This window comes from Bacillus sp. FSL R9-9834 (assembly GCF_038006905.1).
In the GTDB taxonomy this organism is placed as follows: domain Bacteria; phylum Bacillota; class Bacilli; order Bacillales; family Bacillaceae_G; genus Bacillus_A; species Bacillus_A pacificus.
The window spans coordinates 169533-195256 of record NZ_JBBOWD010000002.1; the positions used below are offsets into that span (position 1 = coordinate 169533).

The 25724-nt window shown below is 37.3% G+C and carries 23 protein-coding genes and 3 pseudogenes; 4 read left to right on the top strand and 22 right to left on the bottom strand.

Features of this window, described 5'->3' with window-relative positions:
• Nucleotides 1–138 precede the first annotated feature (138 nt).
• The 9 genes from MKY00_RS28525 to MKY00_RS28565 are packed head-to-tail and all read right to left on the bottom strand — an operon-like array spanning nt 139 to nt 8462.
• Nucleotides 139–1323 (bottom strand): ATP-grasp domain-containing protein, encoded by a 1185-nt coding sequence (locus MKY00_RS28525; protein ID WP_000621198.1) that lies wholly within the window; start codon nt 1321–1323, stop codon nt 139–141.
• Nucleotides 1307–2335, bottom strand: coding sequence for a DUF1611 domain-containing protein (locus MKY00_RS28530; RefSeq protein WP_000364397.1), 1029 nt, complete (start codon nt 2333–2335; stop codon nt 1307–1309). The genes MKY00_RS28525 and MKY00_RS28530 overlap by 17 nt, the downstream gene beginning before the upstream one ends.
• Nucleotides 2335–3231, bottom strand: a complete 897-nt coding sequence (gene pyrB / locus MKY00_RS28535; protein WP_000083389.1) for an aspartate carbamoyltransferase — start codon at nt 3229–3231, stop codon at nt 2335–2337. The genes MKY00_RS28530 and pyrB overlap by 1 nt, the downstream gene beginning before the upstream one ends.
• Nucleotides 3228–3797: a thiamine pyrophosphate-dependent enzyme gene (locus tag MKY00_RS28540; RefSeq protein WP_000625643.1), complete on the bottom strand. Its 570-nt coding sequence runs from the start codon at nt 3795–3797 to the stop codon at nt 3228–3230. The genes pyrB and MKY00_RS28540 overlap by 4 nt, the downstream gene beginning before the upstream one ends.
• Complete coding sequence (locus MKY00_RS28545; protein ID WP_001233203.1) at nt 3798–4307, bottom strand: hypothetical protein; 510 nt, start codon at nt 4305–4307, stop codon at nt 3798–3800. It lies immediately after the preceding gene.
• Nucleotides 4300–5097, bottom strand: coding sequence for a TauD/TfdA family dioxygenase (locus tag MKY00_RS28550; RefSeq protein WP_000922288.1), 798 nt, complete (start codon nt 5095–5097; stop codon nt 4300–4302). The genes MKY00_RS28545 and MKY00_RS28550 overlap by 8 nt, the downstream gene beginning before the upstream one ends.
• Nucleotides 5091–6323, bottom strand: a complete 1233-nt coding sequence (locus MKY00_RS28555; RefSeq protein ID WP_001092096.1) for an MFS transporter — start codon at nt 6321–6323, stop codon at nt 5091–5093. Before MKY00_RS28555 ends, MKY00_RS28550 begins: the two co-directional genes overlap by 7 nt.
• The gene (locus MKY00_RS28560; RefSeq protein WP_001060995.1) at nt 6320–7585 is read right to left on the bottom strand and encodes an ATP-grasp domain-containing protein; all 1266 of its coding nucleotides are present in this window, start codon (nt 7583–7585) and stop codon (nt 6320–6322) included. Before MKY00_RS28560 ends, MKY00_RS28555 begins: the two co-directional genes overlap by 4 nt.
• Nucleotides 7578–8462, bottom strand: a complete 885-nt coding sequence (locus MKY00_RS28565; protein ID WP_000571606.1) for an isocitrate lyase/phosphoenolpyruvate mutase family protein — start codon at nt 8460–8462, stop codon at nt 7578–7580. The genes MKY00_RS28560 and MKY00_RS28565 overlap by 8 nt, the downstream gene beginning before the upstream one ends.
• Nucleotides 8463–8851: 389 nt before the next feature.
• On the opposite strand from MKY00_RS28565, the pseudogene MKY00_RS28570 reads away from it, so the two are divergent.
• Nucleotides 8852–9725 (top strand): annotated as a pseudogene (locus MKY00_RS28570) (IS4 family transposase); the annotation flags it as partial.
• A gap of 139 nt (nt 9726–9864) precedes the next feature.
• A pseudogene (locus MKY00_RS28575) lies at nt 9865–10551 on the top strand (IS3 family transposase); the annotation flags it as partial.
• Between the two features lie 53 nt (nt 10552–10604).
• Here the strand turns inward: MKY00_RS28575 and MKY00_RS28580 are convergent.
• From MKY00_RS28580 to MKY00_RS28605, 6 genes are all read right to left on the bottom strand, one after another.
• Entirely contained in the window at nt 10605–10928 is a 324-nt protein-coding gene (locus MKY00_RS28580) for a JAB domain-containing protein (protein WP_000518042.1), read from the bottom strand.
• A 58-nt stretch (nt 10929–10986) separates the two neighbouring features.
• Complete coding sequence (locus tag MKY00_RS28585) at nt 10987–11370, bottom strand: hypothetical protein (protein ID WP_001103657.1); 384 nt, start codon at nt 11368–11370, stop codon at nt 10987–10989.
• 529 nt (nt 11371–11899) lie between these two features.
• Nucleotides 11900–12400 carry a S1 RNA-binding domain-containing protein gene (locus MKY00_RS28590; protein WP_000937006.1) on the bottom strand — a complete coding sequence of 167 codons (501 nt, stop codon included), beginning with the start codon at nt 12398–12400 and terminating at the stop codon, nt 11900–11902.
• Nucleotides 12401–12650: 250 nt separating this feature from the next.
• On the bottom strand, nt 12651–12917 hold the full coding sequence (locus MKY00_RS28595) for a hypothetical protein (protein WP_002170375.1): 267 nt from the start codon (nt 12915–12917) through the stop codon (nt 12651–12653).
• Between the two features lie 102 nt (nt 12918–13019).
• Entirely contained in the window at nt 13020–14003 is a 984-nt protein-coding gene (locus tag MKY00_RS28600; protein ID WP_001275784.1) for a hypothetical protein, read from the bottom strand.
• Nucleotides 14003–14872 (bottom strand): hypothetical protein, encoded by an 870-nt coding sequence (locus MKY00_RS28605; protein WP_000377604.1) that lies wholly within the window; start codon nt 14870–14872, stop codon nt 14003–14005. The genes MKY00_RS28600 and MKY00_RS28605 overlap by 1 nt, the downstream gene beginning before the upstream one ends.
• Before the next feature lie 595 nt (nt 14873–15467).
• On the opposite strand from MKY00_RS28605, the gene MKY00_RS28610 reads away from it, so the two are divergent.
• The gene (locus MKY00_RS28610) at nt 15468–15755 is read left to right on the top strand and encodes a hypothetical protein (RefSeq protein ID WP_002170374.1); all 288 of its coding nucleotides are present in this window, start codon (nt 15468–15470) and stop codon (nt 15753–15755) included.
• 385 nt (nt 15756–16140) lie between these two features.
• Here MKY00_RS28610 and MKY00_RS28615 read toward each other — a convergent pair whose 3' ends face one another.
• The 5 genes from MKY00_RS28615 to MKY00_RS28635 form a co-directional block, all read right to left on the bottom strand.
• A complete protein-coding gene (locus tag MKY00_RS28615) occupies nt 16141–16731 on the bottom strand; it encodes a TetR/AcrR family transcriptional regulator (RefSeq protein ID WP_000074750.1) in 591 nt (196 codons plus the stop codon).
• A gap of 76 nt (nt 16732–16807) precedes the next feature.
• A complete protein-coding gene (locus MKY00_RS28620; protein WP_000084204.1) occupies nt 16808–17851 on the bottom strand; it encodes an alpha/beta fold hydrolase in 1044 nt (347 codons plus the stop codon).
• A 630-nt stretch (nt 17852–18481) separates the two neighbouring features.
• Nucleotides 18482–19078, bottom strand: a complete 597-nt coding sequence (locus tag MKY00_RS28625; RefSeq protein ID WP_000753850.1) for a hypothetical protein — start codon at nt 19076–19078, stop codon at nt 18482–18484.
• Nucleotides 19079–19088: 10 nt separating this feature from the next.
• Nucleotides 19089–20300 carry a bifunctional lytic transglycosylase/C40 family peptidase gene (locus MKY00_RS28630; protein ID WP_062821228.1) on the bottom strand — a complete coding sequence of 404 codons (1212 nt, stop codon included), beginning with the start codon at nt 20298–20300 and terminating at the stop codon, nt 19089–19091.
• A gap of 27 nt (nt 20301–20327) precedes the next feature.
• Nucleotides 20328–22733 carry a CD3337/EF1877 family mobilome membrane protein gene (locus MKY00_RS28635; protein WP_341035512.1) on the bottom strand — a complete coding sequence of 802 codons (2406 nt, stop codon included), beginning with the start codon at nt 22731–22733 and terminating at the stop codon, nt 20328–20330.
• Between the two features lie 207 nt (nt 22734–22940).
• Here MKY00_RS28635 and tnpB point away from each other — a divergent pair, with 207 nt between their 5' ends.
• Nucleotides 22941–24062: an IS200/IS605 family element RNA-guided endonuclease TnpB gene (gene tnpB / locus MKY00_RS28640; RefSeq protein WP_000973323.1), complete on the top strand. Its 1122-nt coding sequence runs from the start codon at nt 22941–22943 to the stop codon at nt 24060–24062.
• 85 nt (nt 24063–24147) lie between these two features.
• Here the strand turns inward: tnpB and MKY00_RS28645 are convergent, their stop codons facing one another.
• Both MKY00_RS28645 and MKY00_RS28650 read right to left on the bottom strand, forming a co-directional pair.
• Complete coding sequence (locus MKY00_RS28645) at nt 24148–24630, bottom strand: hypothetical protein (protein WP_000920905.1); 483 nt, start codon at nt 24628–24630, stop codon at nt 24148–24150.
• Nucleotide 24631: 1 nt separating this feature from the next.
• Nucleotides 24632–25651, bottom strand: a pseudogene (locus tag MKY00_RS28650) (ATP-binding protein); the annotation flags it as partial.
• Nucleotides 25652–25724: the final 73 nt, after the last annotated feature.

Sequence of the window (25724 nt, forward strand, 5' to 3'; positions counted from 1 at the left end):
GAGTGATTACGGCACGAACATTCGAGTTTGCTAGCAGAGATAGTTCTCTTTCTCGTAATCCCAAAAGATCCAAAGCCTCTTGACTGCTAGAGTAACGGTTACGGTTACTCCATAGCCAGTCCGAAAATAAACTAGATATCAATATTCTAATAACTCCCTTTTTTCTGATTTAATCTGTTTCTCTATTTCTTGAATAAACCTCTTCGCATCCACCATCGACTTGGTCTTTGCATACATTATGCTACCAAAAGGCCAGTAACTACGAGACGTGTAACTCTTTTTTTTCCTACGATCATAGACCTCGATGTCCGAGCCTAAACTCTTTAAGTTTTCGTCTATCTTGATACCTTTAGCGGTTGGTGGAACACCGATACGCAACCATGACCCATCCGACTTTTCTTTTGTACATCTAATGTCGAGCTCATGACCAAGTTGTTGGTAAGTAAATATTTCCCACAAATTTAATCCCGTAATGAGATGTAAATAGCGTGTTATACCGCCGCCTCCCGGTCTCCCAGCAATTTCACCAACCCACAAATTCCGACCGTCACTCAATATCTCCACATGAACAACACCCTTGGTTATCCCCAGCGCCTGTACTGCCAACTCAGACAAGTTTCTTAGCTTATAGTCTTCCCTGCTAAGTGGGTCGATTTGTATACTAGCATTTAATCCACCAACTGCAGCAAGTTGAGGTCGATAATAAGCCGAGCTAACACAGTGTCGAAGCACTCCCCCTTCGACTACTCCATCGCAATGAAATTCTTGTTTTACTTTTATCTGTTCCTCAACGATTACTTCATAACCTATATTTCGAATGTAATCTAATGCTTCTTCTGAACTCATTTTGATAACCCCACGGCAACGCGATCCATTAAGCGGTTTTACTACTACCTCCCCACATGACTTACAGTTTTCTTCATTTTCTATAAAATCTAATCCAGACCAATACGGAATAACTGGAACACCTGCCTGTTCAAGTTTACGCTTCATAATTAACTTATCAGTGCAAGCCACTGCTTCAAGTTCTTTCATACCAGTTAATCCATATCGTGATCTTAATCTTCCTGCTAGTGAGACATTTCTCTCCGATGTAGCTACTACGTATTGGTAGCTGTCCTTCCCCCATAAAGCCATTGCTGCATCTTCTAGACCTATTATGTGTCCATTACTATCTGGAATACATTCACTATTTTCAATGGAGGGGGGATCCATCAATCGTGTGAATCTGTAGTCATGCAATTCCGACAAGACCGCATTCACTTCTTCCTTCCCCGTATCTAATACCAACGCATGACCTTTAGATTTATTTCGACGAATCATCGTAGGAATAAATCCTTTCCAAAACGTCTGTTAAAAGCTCGTCTAAAGTGGTGAAAGAGGACCACCCGGTGAGTTCCCGCGAAATCGAAGCGCTAATAGTTGCATTTCTTCGCATAGGTGCTAGCAAAGTAGGGATATCTGGTATAGCTTTGTCCAAGACGGTCTTTAGCCCCAATGCAGCCAAAGGGTCGCTGCATACTGCGACAACCGCACAAAGGCAGTTGGCCTTAGCAAACCCTTCAATTATAGGCATAGAATTTGAAGAAATCACATCCCCTCCACACTCTCCAATAAGAATCTTTGCCCCACTTTTAACTAGATAATCCGACATAGAAATGGCTGACTCCCAAACCTCTTGACCTCGTCGACCATATGTCGTGTCCATGCCAGTATCGACGTAGTCCGACGTCGCTACTGCTCCCGCTTGAATGTAGTTTTGTGTATCCCTCATACGGCCGGTACCCGACAGTTTAACTCCACCAACTGCATGACCTGATTCTGTTAAAGTTCGGATGAGAGAGCTGGTTACACGGGTCTTTCCTACCTCTGCTGACGTCCCAACAACTAGAACTGTTGGAACAGCAACCTCCACATCTACCAATGATTTAATTTTTCGCTGAAGGGATAAAAGTTGTCCATCCTTCTTCAGCCCTCCAATTATCTTTAGCCTTGTAGGCGGACCTGCTTCTCGAGGGAAATCATCCGCAACTCCAACTAATCCCCCCACCGCCAATAAATCTGCTTCTTCAATAAATGTTGAAGGTACTCGACCACTTATTGAAGTGGACGAACCACGTTCTCCCCATGCTCCTATAATTTTAGCCCCAACCGAAAGCGTCAAGTCTGCACCGGGGGCCACATCAATATGCTTATAGGACCCAAGACGTATTACCTCTGCTAGAACCAGTTCGTCTCGAACCGGTTCCGGATTTGGCACTACCTCTACCCCTTCAAGATCTCCCACATGTCTAGCTATACTAGTAGTTATTACTGATCCGTGTTTTAAATCCATCACTTATTCCCACCAATCAAATCTAGGATTGCCATTCGGACTGGAACTGCATTAGATACTTGTTGAAAATACTTAGCCCTAGGATTACTATCAACCTCCAGAGCAATTTCATTGACACGTGGGAGTGCATGCATTACGGCTAATGAGCTCTTAGCTTGACGCAGAACTTCATTGTCTATGATTGGCAAATCAGAACCTTGCTCATCAGATGACCATCTCTCACGTTGAGGTCGGCTAACATAAAGTACGTCAAGTTCCGATATGACCTCGTCAATTTCGGAAACTTTTTCAACATGACCTGATAAATGACTATCTAAAACATCAGGCTGAAATCTGTCTGGAGCTATCCAGTAAAGTTTGCAATTATATCGAAGCAGAGCCCTTGTTAGAGAGTGTACAGTGCGACCATATTTAAGATCTCCAACAAACCCTATCGTCAAATTGTCTATTTTCCCGAAAATTTCATTAATTGTAAACAAATCATAAAGAGTCTGTGTAGGATGCTCATTTGAACCATCACCACCGTTGATAATGGGAACCTGAGCAATTTCTCGTAATGGCTTAAGAGCTCCGTTGGTTGGATGCCTAACTACCAACAGATCCGCAAACGTCTGCATTACCTGTATTGTGTCACTTAAAGTCTCCCCTTTCGCTGCGCTGGAGCTAGTTGGATCTCCGAAACCAATTACGCCGCCTCCGAGACGTTGAGCTGCCGACGAAAACGATTGGTAGGTTCTAGTACTTGGCTCATAAAACAATAAACCCACAATCTGTCCTTTAAGGCTTAGGTTCGATCGGTTATTTTTTTTGTAATGTTCCGCTTTCTCAAATATCCATTGAATATCTGATTCTGAAAGATCATCCATCGACAATAGATGACGAATCGATTGACTCATAAATTTTCTCCTCCTGTTAATCGTTCTCTGTATGCGGTTGCATATACAGCACTATTAATCTCAATTCGTTCGGGAGTTGTTTGGTCTTCAATTTCACATATGTAAACAAGCGTAGGAACAACGACTTTCGTTGAATCAAGCCATTCTTTAAAGCTAGAAATAGATTTGAACTCAAAACTTTCCTCATACCCAAACGACTTCGCTACATAGTTCACATCAGGCTGAAGATTCAAAATTTTCTGACCTCCAGTGCTATTATAGACACCATTCCACGAAACAACATGTAGAATCGGTAGTCCAAGTCCCCCAATTACATGTGGTGAAGAGTAACCCATTAAGTGGTTCCCATCTCCCTCAAGTATTACTACATTCTTTTGGCCACCTGTAACAAGACCTGCCCCAACACTGCTAGCCAATCCCATACCACCCTGAAGAGGTAATATACTCCCCATCTGTCCTAACCTCATTGCCTCACGGCTCAAGAACCCATTTCCTACTACGAGCAAGCCTTCTACTCTTTCTATATATTCCAACAACGCTCTAACAGTATCACTTCTACTAATCATTTAAATATCACTCCCCGGGGGTACCAACAGGACTCGATGTCCTTGAGCTTTCTGAGTTAAAAATGTTTTCAAACTATGAATATCTGCCTTATCCCACACAGCCCATGATACGCCTAATGCATTTAGATAATCAATTGTGCGACTACCAGTTACAAGGTGATGGGATAGCTTGTCTGATCCAGTCCCAGCCCAACCAACTATTAATGTCAAATACTCGCCAATGTCTAAAGCCAAAGAGGTGAGTGCATCGGCACATGTAAATAAACCTGCATTTTTCATGAATACAATAGGTTTAGATTCTGCTAAACTAATACCCGTAGCAAAAGCAACTGCAACATCTTCTCTTGGTACATTTAAAACTGGAATTACCAATTCCAAAGGGCCTAAGAAGTTTTTTAAGATTGAATCAGGTACACCCACAGCATAATCATAGCCGGATGATATGATTAAATCAGCCAATGTTCCACTCTGTGTTTGACCGATTTTATCAGTTGTATCTACCTTACGCATCGATGTGCACCGAGTGGATGGTTCGCTCAGAAACATGTATCTCTTCTCCCTTCCTCGTCCAAAGTGGAAACGACCGTCGAGCATGAGCAACGGAGGTATTATCAAGAAAAATCAGCTCATTTTTCTCAAGCATAAACTCGATTGCCACATGATTCAGGGCCCAATCAAATCGCTTAAAAGCCTCTAGAAATGGTTTACCGACCTCGCTACGGTAAACGTCATCACGTATCCCCTCCCAATACCGAAGACAAATCTTGCCTTTGTTATCTCTATGAAGGATTGGTCGGGCATCACTATTAGAAGATCTAGAAATAGGTACGCTAGACAGTTCAGCAATGTCAGAATTCAGTTTATTCGGAAACACCTGATCATATAATTCATATACATCCGCAAGCCGGGCTATGCGTGACTCCCCTCTATTACCAATCGGTCCAAAACTAGGTTCGCTGACAAGTAACATCATAAACAAGGTACACGGATTATCACTTGCGGACCGAGCAGTATGAAGAGGAACCTCTGATGTCGTCTGAGTAGGGCGCGGTGCTTTCCCTATGAGATCTTCCAGAGGACGTACATCGCCAAGGACAGCAAAAGGACCCTCACGGTTTACCACACTGTTCCCATAGGAGGGCTTAATTGATATAGGTCCAAATTTTTTTCCAAACTCGATTAACTCTTCCGGACCAGTAGGAAGATCTACAATAATACAAACACCTATATCTTGAACCGTTTGAATAGCTCTTGAATAGTCTTCTGGACCAATTTTTGGAATATCTTCGTATTTTAACATTTATTTATATCCTCCTTTATATATTTTGAAGTACCGAGATTCGCTACAAAAGAAATAACTCCGGCTAATAACATTAAGACTCCTAGTCCTACCCATCCAGCTGTGCCACCATTTAGGCAAGCTCCAGTAACTACAATGGGTGACAATACTCTGCCTAGGCCTTTTGCCATGCTAAACATCCCTTGATATTCACCAGTTCCAGAATGAGGAGCCAAGAGGAAGCTTAATTCGTAACTAACTGCAGAAAACCAAAGCTCCCCAAAACTATAAAATATCAAACCTGTTATAATAAAGACCAGTGCAATATTTTGCTCGACATTCGGCATAAGCCCTATTAATACGAAAGAAATTAGTAAGAATGTGGCGCTGCTAAGAAAAGCGGCGTTAATTCTTCTGTAAGAACTACTCACCCATCGTGACACTAATACTTGAAGGCCGACTACCATTATCGTATTTAAAGGTATAACCAAACCAAGGGTCCACCGGGGAACCATTGTGTGGTTAATAAGCCATAGTGGCAGGGCGAGGGGCAAGACTGAGTACTGCTGCATAAAGACAACAACTAAAAAAGAAAAGGCAAGATAACGCCTGTCCCGAAGAACTCCTAGCGCCTTTTGGGCTTTTTTCTTATGAATAACCCCAGTCTTTGGAAGTTTATAAACCATACCAGCACAGACAATAAATGTTAATACATTAATTACTATGAGTAACAAATACCCTTGTTGGTTATGTATGGTTATCACAATTCCTGCTAGCGCCCCTCCAAAGGTTATGCCAAGATTGTTTACTGATCGAAGCCCTGCTCGGAAGTGGGTCGAGTTGTCTCCACCTAATTCTCGGACAAGTGCCCCTCTTGCTGAACTACTTGCAACAGAAGCGAGAGATGTAATAGAAATTAAGATTACAAACATATAATAGTTACTTATTATTAGTAACGCAGCCATTGAAAGGGCTTCAATCACCAAAGTAACCAGATATGTTTCTCTTGCACCCTTACGATCTGAAAGCATTCCCACTGGGATCCCGGACAATAACCCTACAGCGCCACCGATGGAGAGTCCAACCCCTGTTTGTATAGCACTAAATCCTTGATAATTTACAAAATATAAGACTGCACTTGAGACGTAGAGACCAGTGCCAAAGTTATTTATGAAAGTCAACCAAAACATTAATTTTTGAGCATAACCCTGAGGAGAAATCCAAAATTTTTCGATTATGGTATTCATGATCTCTCCGAGTTAGGCGATGCTGTCTGCACTTGATCCTGAAACCAGCTAGCCAATTTTCTAAGACGTATTTCAACTTCTTCTTCGTCTTTACCTTGTACTAGAGCTTTCCCAGCTTTAATATTAGATGCCTCTGCACTGTTCTTCATTATCTGACCAACTTTAATGTTTACAGAGGCTTTCACACAACCTTCCATATTCATAACCTCTTCTTCACTTGGTACGTAAATTATCCTCCCTTCAGGCGAAGGAAGATGGACAAATCCGACAGTCCCCACGGTTTCTTTCAGATTCACCCTCGTATTATAACCCAGGCAGGATTTAGCCCACTCAAATGCCAGATTTACGCCGAAAAGATGGTTGACCTCTTCAAAAATCATTCCACCACCTATTCTTCCGCCACATTCGCTAAAAACAAGGCCAGATGGGGTATCGAAAGCCTCTAGATGAAATATTCCGTTAGTATGGCCAAGTGCTGTAAGTGCATCAGTCACCAATGCTCTACCCCGTTCATACAGCAGATGATTCTGCTTAGGCGGGTGCACAATTGAACCTACTAGACCTCCATTTTGGATTTCTATTACGTTTGTTAAGTATCTTGAAATGCTTAACATCTTAACTTCTCCATCACGAATTACGCCATCAAGGTGCAACTCAGAACCACTAACTAAGTCCTCGACTAACCACGGACCAATGTGCTTGAGGTTACGCAACTCACCCAGTTTGTTTATGCTGTCGACTCGAAAAGTGTCACGAGCACCGCCACCGGATAACGGCTTAATGATTACTGGTTTGTTAATTTTTTTGATATCAGTGATCAAATCCACAGTATAAAAGTCCGTGACGGGAATACCAGCTGATTTAATTAAGCGTTTTTGCACATACTTATCTCGAAGTGCCACTGCAACATCGGTCGACATGCCTTGACATTGTGTGAGCTCCTTTAGAATACTTGCTGTGACTAATGCTAATTCTCTCATACTACAAATAACCGAGAATTGTTCTAAATGAATCGATGCCCTGGTTAAACTTTCAATAACTTCTTCTGCACTATGTACATCAGCACAACTTAGGATTGTAGCGTTTTGATTGTGCTGGCGCGAACGCTCAATATGTTTTGCATTGATAACATTAACTACATCACATCCTAATTTAACCAGAGATTCCAAAGCCTCCTTATACCAACCAATTAGGAGAACTTTTACACCAGGTGAAGTTTCTCCTTTAACAAAAACTGCTTCAAAGTCATCAAGATTATTCATGTTCTAACCATTCCGGTAAACGCTGTATTTGAAATATATCTTGTACTGTCGCAATCTCGCTTTGTACAGATTCTGAACTACCGCTTACACATATCTTGGACAAGACTTCCTTTGACCCTGAAATCATAGCTCTCATTCCGTGGTTGGCAAAGATCATTAACTTTACACCAGCAGCGTTAGCTTCTTCGACAGTCAAGGAATAGTAGGTCGTTGGGACAACAACTACAGGCAATCGGTCTTGCCAGCATGATATAAAGTCAAGCACTTCGTCAGGTGTTTTGGCCTTAGAATGAATAAGAATAGCATCTGCACCTGCGTCAGCGTAAGCATGAGCTCTTTTCAGTGCTTCAGATACATCGCATCCTACTACAAGAGCTTCTGTGCGTGCTATGATCATAAAATCCTTGGTTGTTTGCGCTTCTTTTGCAACTTTTATCTTTCGGGCAAACGTATCAATCTGTTCAAGATGTTGACCAGCGCCAACGAAACTATTCATCTTTGGAAACTGTTTATCCTCAAAGCAAACAGCTGCAATTCCGGCCGCTTCAAACTGTTGAACGGCGTAAACTGCATTCAAATTATTCCCAAATCCTGTATCACAATCTGCTATAACAGGAATTGAGACAGCATCGTTCATTTGCTTTGCTGCCGTTAAATATTCTGACATGCTAAGCAGACTTGCATCCGGTAATGCGGCCGACGCTGAAATCTCGAAGCTGGAAGACCAAACGGCTTCAAAGCCGGATTCCTCTACCAAACGGGCACTTAAGCCATTATGTGCCCCTGCGGCCAAAATTGTTTTCCCCTTTCTTGCTATAGCATCACGAAGATAAGCACGTTTTTCTGCACTACTTTTTTTTACATTTAGTTCAATCATTGTTTTTCTCCTTTCTTGTTAAGCTGTTACAGAGGTGAGCATGTTTTTCTGTATGAATCCAATTCGCATAAAATTTACGAAATATACAAATATTACATGATTTACACCCGAAATTTATTATACTAATTACTCTATTCTAAATCAACAAATTTTATAGAATTATTTAAAAATTTAAATAAGCAGGTCGAAAAACGACGTCAATAATATCCTGACCGCTGAAAAACGCAAAAAAAAATTAAAAATATTTATAATATAGAATTACGTCAAGTGGCGCAACATAAGAGAATTGAATATAAGTGTTCCACCACATCGCTATCAAGATAATAAAAAGATATGCCCCCCTAAAACGCTATTCTTTCTTTAGGGTCATAGGAAAGGACGGCGTTTTCATGTCTGTTTCTGCGCCTGGTGAATTAAAACTATTTGTTCAAGAGATTCAAAGTTTTTTATCTCCAAATATCTTACGGAATCTTGCTAGAGATGTTGGTTTTGTACAACGAACCAGTAAGTACCAAGCAAAAGATTTAATAGCTTTATTTGTATGGGGGAGCCAAAATGTCTCTAAAATCTCTTTAACTCAATTATCTAGCTGTTTAGAAGCATCAACAGCAGTACTTATCAGTCCGGAAGGACTGAATCAACGATTTAATAAAGTGGCCGTCCAACTTTTATAACACCTACTAGCCAAACTATTAAGCAAAAAAATTGGCCGCATCTATGTCGATTCCTTCTCCAAACACTCCTGTTTTCAAGCGTATTCGTATTTTAGATTCAACTGTATTTCAACTCCCGGATGTAGATTCACCGATTTATCCAGTTGCAGGAGGATGCAGCCATACAGCCAGGATAAAAATTCAACTTGAATATGATTTGTTAAGTGGACAGTTCCTACATATTCATACAGTTTCAGATAAAGAACATGATTGCACTTACGGCTCTCTGTGTGCCCCAACTGTGACGGAGAATGATTTATGTATCCGATATTTAGGGTATTTTCATTTAAAGACCCTTCAATATATACAAGATAAAGAGTCCTACTATATCTCTCATATCAAGTCGAATACACTTATTTATCAAAAAAATCCTAACTCTAATTATTTTCAAGATGGAAGAATTAAGAAGGGTCCAGAGTATATACAGATAGATATGGAGACGGTAATGAACTCTCTTCAACCAGGACAAGCATGTGAAATAGCTGATGCTTATGCAGATATGATTGATAAAGTGCAAGCTCGTGTAATTGTTCATCGATTAACAAAACAATAGCAACAAAAAAGATTACAAGATCAAGCAGTAAAAGAAAGGAATGAAGTATTTTAAAATGTCCCCTATAGAATAGACACTTAAAAAAAGTCTATTCTATAGGGTATTTCTTGTATAATGAGAGAAAAATGCGAATCGGAGAAATTTCAAAATGACATTGGCTGGTCAATTTCAAGTTGTTTATAATTTGAAGCGTATTCGTAGGATTATGAAGAAATACGGGATTATTTGTCCTATTCGTAAAGCAAATCCTTACAAAAGAATGATGAAAACGACGAAAGAACATTTTGTGGTACCAAATCACTTAAATCGAGCATTCAGACAAGGAGTACCAGGAAAAGCCTTTCTTACAGATACCACATATCTGTTTTATGGTAAGAATCAGAAAGGATATTTATCTAACATTTTAGACAAGCCTACTAATGAAATTTTGGCTCATCACGTTTCAGAACGACTTACACTAGATTTCGCAATGGCGACTCTTCACTAACTCAAGAAGAATAAGAGAGTTTGATTCACTAAAGATGCCTATATCTATTCTGATCAAGGCGCTCATTACAAAATTCCTACTTATTAAAAATCACTCAAAAAATTAAAGCTTGGACAATCTATGTCAAGACGAGGGAACTGTTGGGATAATACCCCTCAAAAATCCTTTTTTGGACACCTTAAAGATGAAGCACACATAAAAACTTGTACCTCTTTTGCCCAGCTAAAACAAAAAATTAAAGCTTATATGAAATACTATAATCAGCATAGGTATCAGTGGAATTTAAAGAAGATGACTCCTGTTGAATACAGAAATCATCTTCTTACGGCTGTCTAACTTTTTTAAATGTCCTCTAAAAAGGGTACTGATTATTCAACGAACGTCTTTTTTTACTTGTAGTAGAACATACACGTTCCCCATTGATTATGAAAGCATACTATATTATTGAGTATGGCTGTTCTGAAAGTTGCACGGGGCGAAACTATTGAACTATTTATTGATCCTTGCGATACAATACTACAACCAATAACTTCATTCTTTGTATTTAAGTTAAATAACCCAAAAACTTTAAGTGGAATTTCATCCGCACACAACACAACTCTAGCAAGAATATTTAAATCATCTGGACTAGTAATTCTTTTTCTTTCAATATCATAAATCTTGTTACTTTCCTTAACCAGTTTTACTGATTGTATCATTATTCGCTTACCCATTATATTTCTCCCCCAAAAGAGCAATTTTTTATTTGCTGCGCACGTTAATATTTACAATTTATATTTGGACCTTTACTCCAAACGCTCTCAAAACATTAATGATATCTTTCGCCTTAAGATGAATTTTGGTATTTGGCTCACAAACACCTAATTCAAAAAGTGTAAATAGTGTATTATCTGCTACATCCTTAACTATGACTTGTTTAGACTTAAGATAGTTTTGAAAATGTTGTAGCTGATTTAATGTAAGAATTATAGGTACTTTTGAGACATTTGATTTTTCATCAACGAAGTATATTTTTAAAATCGTGTCTCCAACACTCAACTCCTCAGTTATTCGAAAATCATCTTTAGCTTTACACTTTTTTTCTTTTTCAAGATTTTCAAATACCCGATCTAAATGACTTAAAAGTACACTTTTTTCCTTAGAAACAACGTTCATATTAATTCCCCTCTCACTTTTTATAATTTGTAATTCTTTAAATCACAATTGATTATCCAAACATTGGATAGTACTTGTTTCTTCCCCCTATTCATTTTTCCTAATTCCATTCCCGAAACACAAAAAGCCTTTCAGGATTACATCGTTATTAGACATGCGAACAAAATGTACGCAATGCGTTAATAATGAGTAAACCCGAAAGGCTTAGATTAGTTATGGATTAGAAAAATATAAAAAAGATATGTTACCATTATATAGTAAATTGAATTTTCAAACAATAATTTTCAATAGAATCATTTAATCATAAGGTATCATTTTCATATTTTCCTTAATTGTCGACTTAACAATCAGATCTTGACCTACAATTAAACATGGATACTTTAATGAATTGCTCTTCATATATAGTTGATTCTTGTTCTTGAGTATAATTTTCGCATTATATACGGAGGCTTCTATACATTCAGCTTCTTCATTACGATTATTAAATGCGTCACTTGCATGGTCCGTTATGATTATTTTTCTTTTTTTGTTAAAGATAATCACGCGCTTTTTTTTCAATTTCTTCAACCAATTTAATTGAAAGGTCATAATTAAAATCGTCTATGACTGTACCCATGGCCATTACAAATGGTACAATTCCCTTTTTCTTAATAACATTATCAATTTTCTTCTCTGCATCCTTTGAAATAATACCAACCCTTTGTGCAATCATATCTTTAATTTCTTGTATATCTGTTTGATCTTGTGTTTTCCCCGTATATTTTTGTTCAATTTTTAAATGTAAGGTTGAGAATGCCAGACTATCCTGAGTAACATCTATTATTTTAACATCTTCAATTATATCTCCAATTTGCAAGTAATCTTCAATACGTTTAACATACATATTTTGAAACTTTGTAATATGCAATAAACCTTTCCCTTTATTTTCATCTTGAATTTGCACAAAAACTCCATATTTCACTACATTTTCAACCTTAACTGTAACTGTTGTATTTTTCTTATACAAATCAGTGTAAGCTTTCGGCAACAAAGTTGTTTCTTCTATATATATCTAGCGATGTTCTTATCTAGCGTACCCTTATTTGACACATATCCTCACTCCTTTATATAGACAAATAATAAAGTGTGTTAAAGATTATAAAGGTGTTATAACTGATTAACTAATTAAAACCTTGGATAATACCTTTATTATGACAAATCACTTTATTAAACAAATATATATATCAAATATCATTTTCTTCTACACTTCTTATTAATCCTTTAAAAGAATACCTACTAAACTAATAATGGGTAACTGTTACGATTTCTGTAAACTCCTCTTCACCATATATCAGAACTTTATAGTAATGATACTTCTTTCTGTAATACCCTACAGTAAACAACGCTGCTACTGTTAAAACTAAAAAAGAACCGTTAAGAGTTGCTGTAAACATATCTATAAAGCCTTTTATAAGTAGTGCATCTAAAGCCATTAAAACCATTACAGACACAATTAACTTATATTTGTATCTTACAAATAATTTTTGACATCGATTTGTATCGAACATTTTTAACAGCTCCATCTCCTTTATTACTCTGTACAGACCCTTACCCGCTTTGCTTTTAACTACAAAAAGCTGCTTCAGCATATTTACCTGAAGCAGCTCTTGTTATCTCAAAAATGGTAATGGTGCTTGCTGAATTCCGTTTTGAGTTGAGATATAAAAAGATTTTGCGAATCCCTCACTGTGAATGCATTCGTCTATTAAAAGCATTATTGGAATCTTTCGTAAGTCTAACATTAGCTCCTTTCTAACATGTTCTGCTAAAGCAAGATTAGATATTGATAATATAAAAATTCCTGGTAAACTCTTCGTATTTTCGAAATTCAATAAATTATTTGGTCCATTTTGAATTTGCTCTTCCCAAATTTTCAATCGTGATTTTAAATGTTGTGCATACCGCTGACCTTGTTGTACCCTTTCAAATATGAAGTTTTGATTTCCAATCGGAGTTTTAACTTCTCCAACAGCAATTGGATTATAACCAGTACCAGTACCAGTACCAGTACCTTGTAACTTCGGATACCAGCACCAGTTTTTTAATAATTGTTGGCCTATTGCAAACTCATATTTTATTTGATTCATAGTGACAAATCTTTGTACCCCCGCTACTCCAAGTTTTAACCACTGTTCTGGCTTCAAAGAATAGTTTGTGTTGCGATTATGGTAAGCCCACATCATTAAATGACCAGCAGTATTTAATGTAATTGGAGCAGAAGTTTTGGGTTGATCCGGAAATAGCCCAGATTTTATCTCCCATCGACTAACAAATCCATACAGTACCAGTTTTTTCAACGATTCTGAAACCTGTGACCTACTAATTTTAGATTCCACAAAATTTTTGATTTGTGCTTCAGTAATAGCTAATGAATCCCAAATAAGCTTTAGTATTAAATTATCTTTTTCATTTATAAAACCTGAATTAATCCTGTCATAAATACTACGTAAATCTGTGAGTGGTTTGAATTTATCTGGAAGAATTGGTCCCCCTTGCAAAGAGGGGTCATCCCAAAGTGATAAAGATTGGTCCCTATTAAGCCAATATTGAACCGCCTTTCCATTCTCTTGTACGGAAACCTGCGGCGCACTCATTAGTTATATAAAAACGCCGTTGGGTCGTTAACTTTTTTGCGTCCAAAAGGAAACTTGAAGATAACCCCCGACCCTCTCTCTTTTTCTACATCCACATGCACAATTCTCATACTAACTACTTCATCCAATACTGGCTGTTCGATTGTTTTAGGGACAATTCCTTTAATTGTGCAGCCTTGGTCCAATTCAACAAAAACTCCAAAACGCGGGTCAACATTTACTACCCTTCCAACGATTGTATCTCCTTCAGCTAATTCAGCTAATAACTGATAAGGGTTTTCCACTGCTGCTTTTCTAGAAACGTGGATTAATCGTTGCTCTGGATTAAATTGCAGAACCTTAACTGGGATGCGTTCACCAATAGGGGCATAACGATCCACAGCATTTTTATACACTCTTCCATAGTTTAGTTCATGTAATTTCATGAAGCATTCGGCACCATTGATGCGTAAGAATATAGTTGGAACCTGAGCATTCATATTGTATCCAGTTACTTCTGCTTCGTAGGTTGGCTCTTGCAGTCTTTCATCTTGCTCCAATTCTATTAACTCACGAATTAAAGCATCTGCCGATCTTCTACTTGCTTCTTTTACTGATACTTGAACTTTATTTACATCCAGTTCATCAGACATTTGAGTAATTACTACGTTAAAAATATTACCTGTGAATTGTGTAATACTTCTAAAAGAATAATCAGAGAAGTCCTCTTTTTTACAAATACCTATAATCTTACCGTTTTCAAGGGCAAATTCAGCATATTCAGTATCTGGATCGTCTTTATCATGTCTTTTAACCGTTCTCAATACTGCCTGAATTGGCTCTTTATATCTACGTAGTGCCTGTAGCTTTTCATAAGTTTTTGAATCCATAAAAATATCTCCTCTCCCTCGTTCAATATTTATAAAATTCAAAAATAATACTTCTACTTGAATTATTGGTACTTTTAACTGAGAAACTAAGTTTTTTAGAAATATTTTCTAAAATTTTTATTTGTTCTTTATACTAAGCCTGCTACTAACCTTATTTATTAGAATTATTGTTAAAATAGTTATATATTTAATGAATTAAATTCTTGCAAAAAAATATGTATATACTGAAAATGATTAACTATTTTTGCTTTGAATTTTGGTGCGAGGGGGAAAAAAGATGCATAAACTGCTTACCGGAATAAGAATATTAGAAAAAGAAACAGAAGAAGGATCTCTTTAATTCGTATTACCTTCCGATGCATTTCACAAATACGTAGGACTTTGGGGTTATCTAATCAGGCCCGGGGAATTTCATCAACCTGTTAAATGGATAAATACTTATAAAATGCATTCATTGGATTCTTATGTATTACTAGATAAATTTAACCCTAACGAATATGAATACATAATTTTTGAAGAGTTTGGTTGAGCTAAGCAGTTAGATCAAATATTGGCTTCTCATGGAATACATATAAATAATAGCTTTGAAGAATTTTTGACTTTAGAAGAAATACCCACAGATGCTGTAAAAGAAGTGAAAGATTGTTTAATTAAAAATGAGTGTATGAACGTTTATCCAGAGGATTTCCCTATTGTAGATGGGTCTGAATATGGATTCGCAGGTGAAAAGAAAAAATTCATTATTGAAAAAGAAGAGCATTATGATGATATTACTTTGTATGATCAAACTCATTACTTTTTTGATCAGTACATTGTAGAATCATACAAAAAAACAGTTAATGGGCAACAAACATACTTATACAAAACAAATTACGATGAGTGATATCAATTTTATACCTTAGATACAAGTGATAAGTGCTGGTTATTGAAAGAAGTCTTTCAATAAGAATTAGAAAGTCTGCCACTCTCTTCATACAAAAAAATATTAACCGAAAAAAGAGAGATTCCAAAAGAAGAGCTTAATAATGAATTAGAAATAAAGAAATTATTTGATCCTGATACAGAATGTGATTTTTATTACCCTGATATGGTTTTAAAATAAAGTTTGATCCAAAACACCTCACAAATCGTATTTTACAGTAAATGAGAAGAAATCCATTTTTAAAAAAGTTTGATCAAAATGGATTCCTCTTTAACATATTTAAGTTTCGGTTTTATAAAAAAGTTTGATCACTTTTCACCTTAGATATTAAAAACTTCTTTAGAAATTATTTCGCTAAAATACGCATTAACACTTCCACATCCGGCAACCCATACTCTTCCTCCTCCTGTTCCTGAGTGAGAAGACTGATGACGATGGTAAAATACCAGGTAAGCAGCTTCCGTGGTTCTCCTGAGGAAAACTCACCAGATTTTTGTCCTTTAATAAAGACTGGAACAAGCAAATCAGTTAGACCATTAGTAGGAATATTTTCAAAAATCCGGGTGACCTTTTCTGGAACGTCATCATCCTTACGAGCCCGTTCTATGAGCATAAAGGCGTATTTATTATTTTCATCAAGCATGTTTTCAGTTAAACTTTTAATTTGTTCAAAGGGTGTTCCAGGCAAATGCTGAACATGCTCTAGTTCCCTTCTCGCTTCTTCTATCAATTCTTGTATGAGTGTAATAAACAATTCTTTTTTTGATTTGAAATAGCGGTAAATTAGTCCTTCGCTAATACTAGCTTCCTTAGCAATCAAGCTCATTTTTGTTCCTGTGTACCCTCGGCGGGCAAACACTTTAAGTGCTGCTTGCTTTATCCCCTCCCTGCGTTCATCACGGATTTGATCAAGTTTCTGTCTGTTTAATGGAGACAATCATTCCAACCTCCGAATCTTTGAAAAATGTTATATTTATTGTACCATCAAACTGGTAAATTTATCATTTCTACTATTAGGAGATAGACGTGGGTGCTAGTGAACGCACTCTTCCAATCAACTCCTCAAGAAACTGATCGGCACGGGCAAAACAAGCAAGATGACCGGCGTTCTTGATTAGAACAAATTCCTTGTAGGGAGCTTCAATCTCTTCGTAATATGCTTTAGCCAGCTCAGTAGGTGTTAAAATGTCTTTATCTCCTTGAAAGATAAAGACTGGCACCTCAAACTGCAGTCCGATTTCTTTTAAGTCAAAAGCCATTAATTCATCAAATAGCTGGTCAAGGGAAAATTTCATGCCTTTAAAGATATCTATCATATCTTTAATTTTGTGTTCCGGGGATGAGAGCATTGAAGGCAAAATTAGATCCGTAATCATATTGGGAACATCCGTTATAGCTTTAACTCTCAATCGATTCATCATGTCGTAGTCTTTACGACTCCACTGGGATATATCCGGCCCCATTTTTTCAAGTAATTGAACACCCTTGGTATTACCTGCTGTACGAAGAGCATTGACTGTTAACTTGTATAAAAGATCTTGTCTTTGTGGATCTGAGGCATTCTGATCTGTGCCGACATAGGCATAAAAAAGATCTGGTCGAAGTTTTGCCATCATGATACCAATCAGGCTACCCACAGAGCTTCCAATGAGAATTACTTTTCGGTGACCGAGTTTATCACGTAAGTATTCCGCTACCTCTACCCCATCCTGCGCGCGACGATTAAAAGTGACAGTTCCGCTGCCTTCTTTACCGTTCTTTCCAAAAGTCTTTCCTGCTCCTCGCTGATCCCACTGAACGATAACAAAATGCTTCTCCCATGATCGCAACAGCGGACTGAAGATGGAATAGGTTGAAGCCGGACCACCATGAATCAATAACAAAACGGGGTTGTTCCGATTTTCTCCACGAATCGTGATCCACTGATCGATACCGCCAATTTTAACGTAATAACCTTCTATTATGCTGTTTGGTGTGTTGATTTGAAGTTCTTTGGCATTCTTGCTCTGATTACGCTTCCGCAAAACGATTTCCCTTAGGATATTTGTTTGGCTCATTTGAACATGCCCTCTTCCCTCTTTTAATGAGTGAGCGACTCACTCATTATCATATTGAGGTATTTTATGGGAATAGTCAATAATTAATTCCCATAAAAATATCTGATTAGATTTCTTTATAGATTCTTCATCACAGAAAATTTAATTCAACATCATCCTTGTATGTTAGTACCCTTACTCCATTAAATAGCCTCATTATTGAGCAAGAAAAATCCTTATAGCTCAGTTGAGATTTTATATTTTTAAATAAACTTCCTGCTTTTTAACTAACTTGTTAATCTTATCCCACAATCTAACCCTTTAATGGAACAACTTTATGTCACTTAAGAGTTCCTTAATCCTTCTTTTATTCATGTGTTTTTTTTGTTATAAAAACACCACTTCATATAAAAATATCCAAAAGAGTAAAGAGTCGTAATTTTTTTATAAACTTCGTGACTTTATTTCAAATACACGTTCAGAACAATCTATCAGATGTTATTTACATGATCGAAGAGATAAAGCACCCATACATTAGTAAATCAGGTCACGACGCTATTTTAAGTGTACAAAAGCCCAAAAAGGCCCCTCTCATTAAAAATGAAAAGAGGCACTTTTTCTAGTACTCTACATGTTAAGTATGTACTAATCTTACGGCATTTGATCCCTTAAATCAGCTAGTGGAATAACCTTGTCAACAAGCCATAACTTCTTATTTCCATCATAAATTAAATTGATTTGCATCAATGACATATTTTCAGACGATACACCATTGATAATCATTTTACTTTTAACCTTAGCAAGTACGTTGGCTTTGGTAGTATCTATGAAAGCATAGTATAATTCGCCACCAATGTACTCTGATTTAAAAGCTAACTTTTTCTTATCTTTTTCCTCTGCAGTACTTGAAGCAGGTGGATTTGGTGCACCAGGAGGTGTCAATTCCTTCTTCGCATTTGGAGTTATATACGCTTCAACGTTTGTAATATATGATTCTCCTTTACCAGTATCATATGTTCGAAATGCTTTCAAAAATCTCTCAGCTGCTTCCTTTACCTGTTGTTGGTTATTACTCTTTAAAGCTTGCAATTCTTTCTCCGTATCCTTATATTGTGATTCTACTTTTTGTATTTTCTTAGACAGCTTTGCCTTTTCATCTTTAAGTTGGGCATTATCTGCATTTATTTTAAAATTTAATCCTATGCTACCTATAAGCAATACGATTAATAAAATTGTCGTTTTTTTCATTTCACCCCTCCTATCTTGCCACCTTACCATAACCCGCAAAATGCTGCTGCCAATACGGTGTATTTAAATCTGCATAACCAATTGGATCTCCTGCATGGAACATACGATTGTTACCAACATAAATTCCAATATGTGAAATACCTGGTTTATACGTACCTTGGAAAAATATTAAATCACCTGGTTGTGGATCATTGGTTCGCTGTGTCATTTTAAATTGTGTTTCTGCAGTACCGACTAAATTAATACCTGCTTGCCCATATACCCACTGAATGAGTCCACTACAATCAAATGATGATTGTGGTGTTCTTCCTCCCCAAACGTAAGGCCACCCCTGATATTTAATGGCTTCATCCATTACCTTTTTAAATAATTCATCTCCGCCGGCTACTGCTCCACCACCACTACCACCTTGATAATATCTTAGTACATGCGGAACATAGTCTGGATCACCATAACACCAATTATTGGCTACTGCTTCTGCACTTCGCCAAGAAGCACATTTATAACCAGTTTTTGCTGTCTGTTCTGCTGAAAATGCTCTTGCATTCGCATGTGTATATCCACCGTTAGAAAGTGCATAGTTTGCATAACCAGTACCATAGTTATAACACTGTAGTGTAATATTTGGATCGCCGTTGGATTTTTTATGACAATCAGCAAAATGCATTAAACCATATTTAATACTTTCTTCTGGATCTGTAAAATACCCTGGACCATATCCTTGTGATTCCGAACTTTGCATTACATCCAATTGAGTCCCAGAACTTTCTTGTTGAATAAGAGCTAGTATTAATGGAGTCATTGCTTCAATTCCATGTTGTGCTGCATACTTTCTCACCAATGGCTCCCATCTCATTACTTCAGGGCTAACACTTGCAGTACCTGGTGTAAAAGGACCACCAATTCCCCCGGGACTAACTTCATCTTCACTCATACTCGCAGTTAATAAAAAAATCACAATGCCTAAACCTGCAACAACAGCCAAAATAACACCGGCTACTATTAATAATGGCTTTGCAACGGCTACTGTAGCTGCCTTCTGTGCTACTTTAACTGCTACTTTCTTACCTACTTGTGCAACTGCTTTACCCGCTATTTTGGATCCTTTTCCAGCCGCCTTTCCTAAAGAATGGCCTGCCTTTTTCAAGGCAGGCTTAGCATTCCCTAGTTCAGCTTCAGGATGATGTTCATTTTCAAAGTCGCGATTTGGTTCCGCACTCAATGTATAAACCCTCCCTCACGAGCTGAATTATTTTGGTTTTATAGTTTCTTTCGCTTTTACATTTTTTAAAGCTTCTTGTTGTGTTTGTGCTTTCGTTTCAACCTTTTTAATTGCAGCCCCTTCTTTTACCTGTTGTTGATTATTCACTTTAGGAACACTTTTAGTTTGTTGTGGATTAACCGGTTTTACTTCTACTTGTTTTTGTGGGGTACCTACATGTGAAGTAGTGACTGGTTTATTCTCACTCGGGTTCGGTTGCGATGGTGTTGTTCCCGCCTGTGGTGTTGTGATCGGTTTGCTCTCCACCGGATTCGCTGGTGTTGGTGTTGTTCCTGACTGTGGTGTTGTGATCGGTTTGCTCTCTAACGGATTCGCTGGTGTTGGTGTTGTTCCTGACTGTGGTGTTGTGATCGGTTTGCTCTCCAACGGATTCGCTGGTGTTGGTGTTGTTCCTGACTGTGGTGTTGTGATTGGTTTGCTCTCTAACGGATTCGCTGGCGATGGTGTTGTTCCTGACTGTGGTGTTGTAACTGGCTTTGTTTGACCTGTTGGTGTTTTAATTGTTGCTACTGGTTTTGCTTCCGCCTTTACATCATCTTGCTTATTCTCAAGTCCACCATTATTTTGATTTGCTACCGGTCTAACATGAGCTTTCACATCTTCTTCTTTATTATTTAGTTCCTCACTTGATTGCGCTACTGGTTTAACATCCGCTTTTACATCTTCTTCTTTATCTTTTATTTCTGCTTGTTGTATTTCAGGATTATTATCTTGTTGTTGCCCTCGTACTGCTAATTCCGGATTTTCTTTTGTTGCGGCTACTTCTTCCTTAACCCTTTCTTGCTCCTGATTTCCTTTTCTATCGCGAACACCTAAATTTTCTTCTTTTTTCATTTGATTAATATTCTTTTCTTTTTCTGCTTGCATTTGCTCTTTTTCCTTACGTTTTCCTTCTCCTACCTTTTCTTTTCTGTCTGCATAGTTTGCTTTCATCTGTTTAAATTTACTATAGCCTGATTTCCCCGCATTACTAGCCACTGCAGCACCAGTTGCTACACCTCTTCCAACTGTCTTAGATCCACGTTTAACATCACGATATTTCTGCCTAATATTACTCATAGCATCTGAAGCTTTTGCTACCCCTGCACTTGCTGGTACTGTAGTAATAGCATCGAAAATAGTTTTACGATATAACCAAACACCTAAGAATGAAAGTACTTGTAATGCGGCAACTACTAAATAACCATACTTATCTGTTGCGCTAAATAAGATTGAAGAAACCCAAAACATTAAAGTTATAAGAAAGCCAATTGCAACTTTCATAAGCAGCGTTCGGAACAATTCAGATAAAAATTTCTTAGCTGTCCCAGTCCATGCAGGTACTAAAGCCATCAATAACATTACTGGTGACATTAGCGCTACAATGATAAACATTAGTTGGTAGAACAACATCGCCATACTACATAAACCTAAGACAACCCATAAAGGTCCGTTGATTAAGAAAAGTAGTAATACTAAAGCTCCACGCTCAAAAGTAGCGTCTAACACCAGAATTTTATTATTTTCATCTTTCACTTCATGTTCTAAAAGTTTTTGCCTTTCATCTGCATTAGTTGTTGTTAACATTTTCTTAATTCTCTCATCACCGATTTTTTTCATATCCGTTGTACCAAACTGCAGTAATGTATACGGTTGTTTTATTAACAAGGTGTGTGTTAAATCAGTAATGGAGTCGACACCACTTAAATATCCTTCACTCGCTCCACTGATACTTTGAGTGGAATCAAGAACAGTTTTATTTACTTGTTCGGAGAAAGTGTTCAGTCCTTTGATAATATAACTTGAGTTTGCGAAAAAACCTAAAGTAAAAACTAAGATCCCTAATGCTTTTAACAACCCTCCTAGCATCTCTGACTGGCGTCGTTGTACAAAACCTACCCAGATAACCCAGCAGGCTAATAAAGCTAACATAAGTCCAATTAATTCACTATATATTCCATTACCCCAAGAACCATTGAATCCTGCTGCTTTAGATATTACATCGCCTAATTTATCTCCTACATCAGCTACAATATTGAGACTCATAGATTGGCCGACCATACTTGTAACAAAAGTACTAACTGCAAGATTAATGGTCCATCCAATACTTACAAGACTAAATAAAACAGCAACCATTTGTTCTTTTACTTTGTCTCCCCATTTCCAAAACTTAAGGGATTCACCAAATCCACCTTCTGGTGTATATATGTCAATTCCATAGCTACTTGGAGGGTATTCTTCATATTTCAATTTTTCTTTATTCTTTGGAATGATATCGTCTATAAGAGAAGGTCTGGGCTCTTCCTCTGCATATACTGGAGCAGCTTTAAAAAGTAAATTAAATGCTAAAAGCAAAGTACAAATTAATAACAATAGGGTAATAAAATTTTTCATTACATGTTACTCCCCCTTTTATCATTTTAGCCAAGAAGACTCCTTCCTCAAGGAACGAGAAGTGAGTAGGTAGGAGATGACTTGGCTTCGGACAAGGGATGGCAGAAAGCCATCTTAATCGTTCGACATACATAAATTGTTACTTCGCTACCTATCGAATGTATGTTTGTCGTATAATAGAACCATATCGAAATGGAGGTGAAATGAATGATGATCAATAAAACATATAAATTCCGTATCTATCCAAATAAATCACAAGCGGCACTAATCAATAAAACGATTGGTTGTTCTCGTTTTGTATTCAATCACTTCCTATCTTTATGGGATCATGCATATAAAGAAACAGGAAAAGGTTTGACATATGGTACATGCTCTGCCAAACTTCCTGCCTTGAAGAAAGAGTTTGTTTGGCTAAAAGAAGTGGATAGTATTGCGATTCAGTCGTCTGTTCGCAACCTTGCGGATGCTTATATACGCTTTTTCAAAAAACAAAACAGTGCCCCGCGTTTCAAATCTAAGAAGAACAACGTACAATCTTACACCACAAAACAAACAAATGAAAACATTGCCATTGTAGGGAACAAAATAAAGTTACCGAAACTAGGCCTTGTTCGATTTGCCAAAAGTCGTGAAGTAGAGGGACGTATTGTAAATGTGACCGTTAGACGGAACCCTTCTGGTAGATACTTTGTGTCATTGTTAATTGAAACAGAAGTGCAAGAACTTCCGAAAACAAACTCTTACATTGGAATGGATGTGGGACTAAAAGAGTTCGCCATTTTATCAAATGGAAAAACCTATAAAAACCCAAAGTTTTTTCGATCATTAGAAGAGAAGTTGGCAAAAGCACAGCGTGTTCTTTCTAGGAGAATGAAAGGATCTTCTCGATGGAATAAACAACGATTAAAAGTAGCTAGAATTTATGAATACATGACGAATGCTAGAAAAGATTACTTGGACAAAATCTCGACTGAAATCATCAAAAACCACGATGTTATCGGTATAGAGGATTTGCAAGTATCGGATATGTTAAAGAATCATAAGTTAGCAAAAGCAATTAGTGAGGTATCATGGTCACAATTTCGAACTATGTTGGAATATAAAGCAAAATGGTATGGCAAACAAGTCATTGTCGTATCCAAAACATTTCCTTCCAGCCAATTATGTTCATGTTGTGGGTATCAAAATAAAGACGTTAAAAATCTAAACCTACGTAAATGGGATTGCCCTTCTTGTCATACACATCATGATAGGGATATTAACGCAAGTATCAATCTAAAGAATGAAGCGATAAGGCTTCTAACCGCAAGGACTGCGGGGTTAGCCTAATAAATTAGCGTTCGATAGAACTCTTTACTTAGGAATCCCCCACTTCTAAACGAAGTGAAAGTGGGGGTAGTTCAAGGGAAACCTATTAATCTTTCGAACTAAACTCATTTGTCGGTTTAGTATTTGCTACTTCATCGATTTCATTTCGATAAGGGGCAGCATAACTCCGTACTTTAAAACCTTTATCTGTTCGAACCACCCTTATCCACTTTATTTCTTTATCAATATTTTTAGGGGGTTTTTTTGATATAAAGTTATACATAATCGTATCCTTATCGACTACATACTCTTTTACTTTATAATCTTTGTAAGACAAATTATTTTTAGGACCTTGATTTTTATCTAATATAGTATCTTTTTCTCCATCCACCACAAGCTTAAGTATTGTTTTATGATCCCTTTGTAAATCAGCTTTTACAAAATCTAGCATTATTTCTCTAGGAGTGTGCCCCTGTTTATCTTTTTCTTCTCCTACATTTGTTTCGCTATTTCCACATGCTGCGCTCAAAATTAGAGCGCCAGCACATAGGCTAGATAGCATTAATTTTTTTAGTTTAGTTTTTAGCATATTAACTCACTCCTACATTTATTTTTTCTCCCCCTTCTTCGACAAAGGTTGCATTAACTTCCTGCTTTTCATCATCATTTGACTTTCTATAATTCTTCCTCGCATTTGGTCTAGTATCAAATGCATCATATAAATCCTTAAACACTACATCCATTGTGACAACACCTGTTCTTCCTTGGATATCTTGGAATAAACATTGTCCTGTTTCTAAATTAGTAATAATTGCATGATTTTCTTCATTATCAGGTAATCCAAAGAAATCTAAGATTGAAGAAATCTCTTTACTGTCGGTATTACGGAATGAGAACTTCATACCGATATTATTCTTAAATGTCTCATCTCCAAGGTCACTTGCACTTTGAGTAGCAAAGTATACTGCTGAGTTTAAGGCACGACCCTCACAAACTAGCTTACGAGCTAACTCTCGCCCTTGAGAAGTTCCCATGATTGCCCATGCTTCATCTAATAGAACAATTTTGAATTTAGTAGGGTCCTTTTGAAAGAATTTTCTTGCAAAAGAAGATAGAGACATCAACATACTAACTGATAAATTTTCCTGTAATGTATAATCTTTTGGATCTTTTTGAATATCTGGCATGTCAAGATGCTGAATTTGTATGATATTTACTGCTGTATCAAGTTCAATATCTCTATTTGTTCCATCACCAAAGATTAAGTGTGCAAATGATAAATTCTCAAATGCTTGAATATGAGCAGCTAATTGTTGATCCACTTTATCATCACTATCTTCAAGGTATTGAGACACAGCTGTTAAGCACGGCTCTTCCATTCCTGCTACGAATTCTACAGCTGAAGCCAAGCGCGGGAATTTCTCCGAGTTATCAGGTTTAATACCTGTAATGAAAGTAAGAATTGTCATAGCTAACTCAATTGCATCTTTTCGGCTATGTTTATGAATGATAAATGGGTCTAGTTTCCCTTCATCTCGTCTATCAGTCCCTAGTGTAATTACATTTACCTTACCTTCTAAGCCGTGTAAATCTTCTGTCCAGTTCCCCCTCTATGATGATAGGTAAGGCTTTGATGTAATCTCCACCTTTTCCCCCACCTCACACCGTACGTGCTAGTTTCCT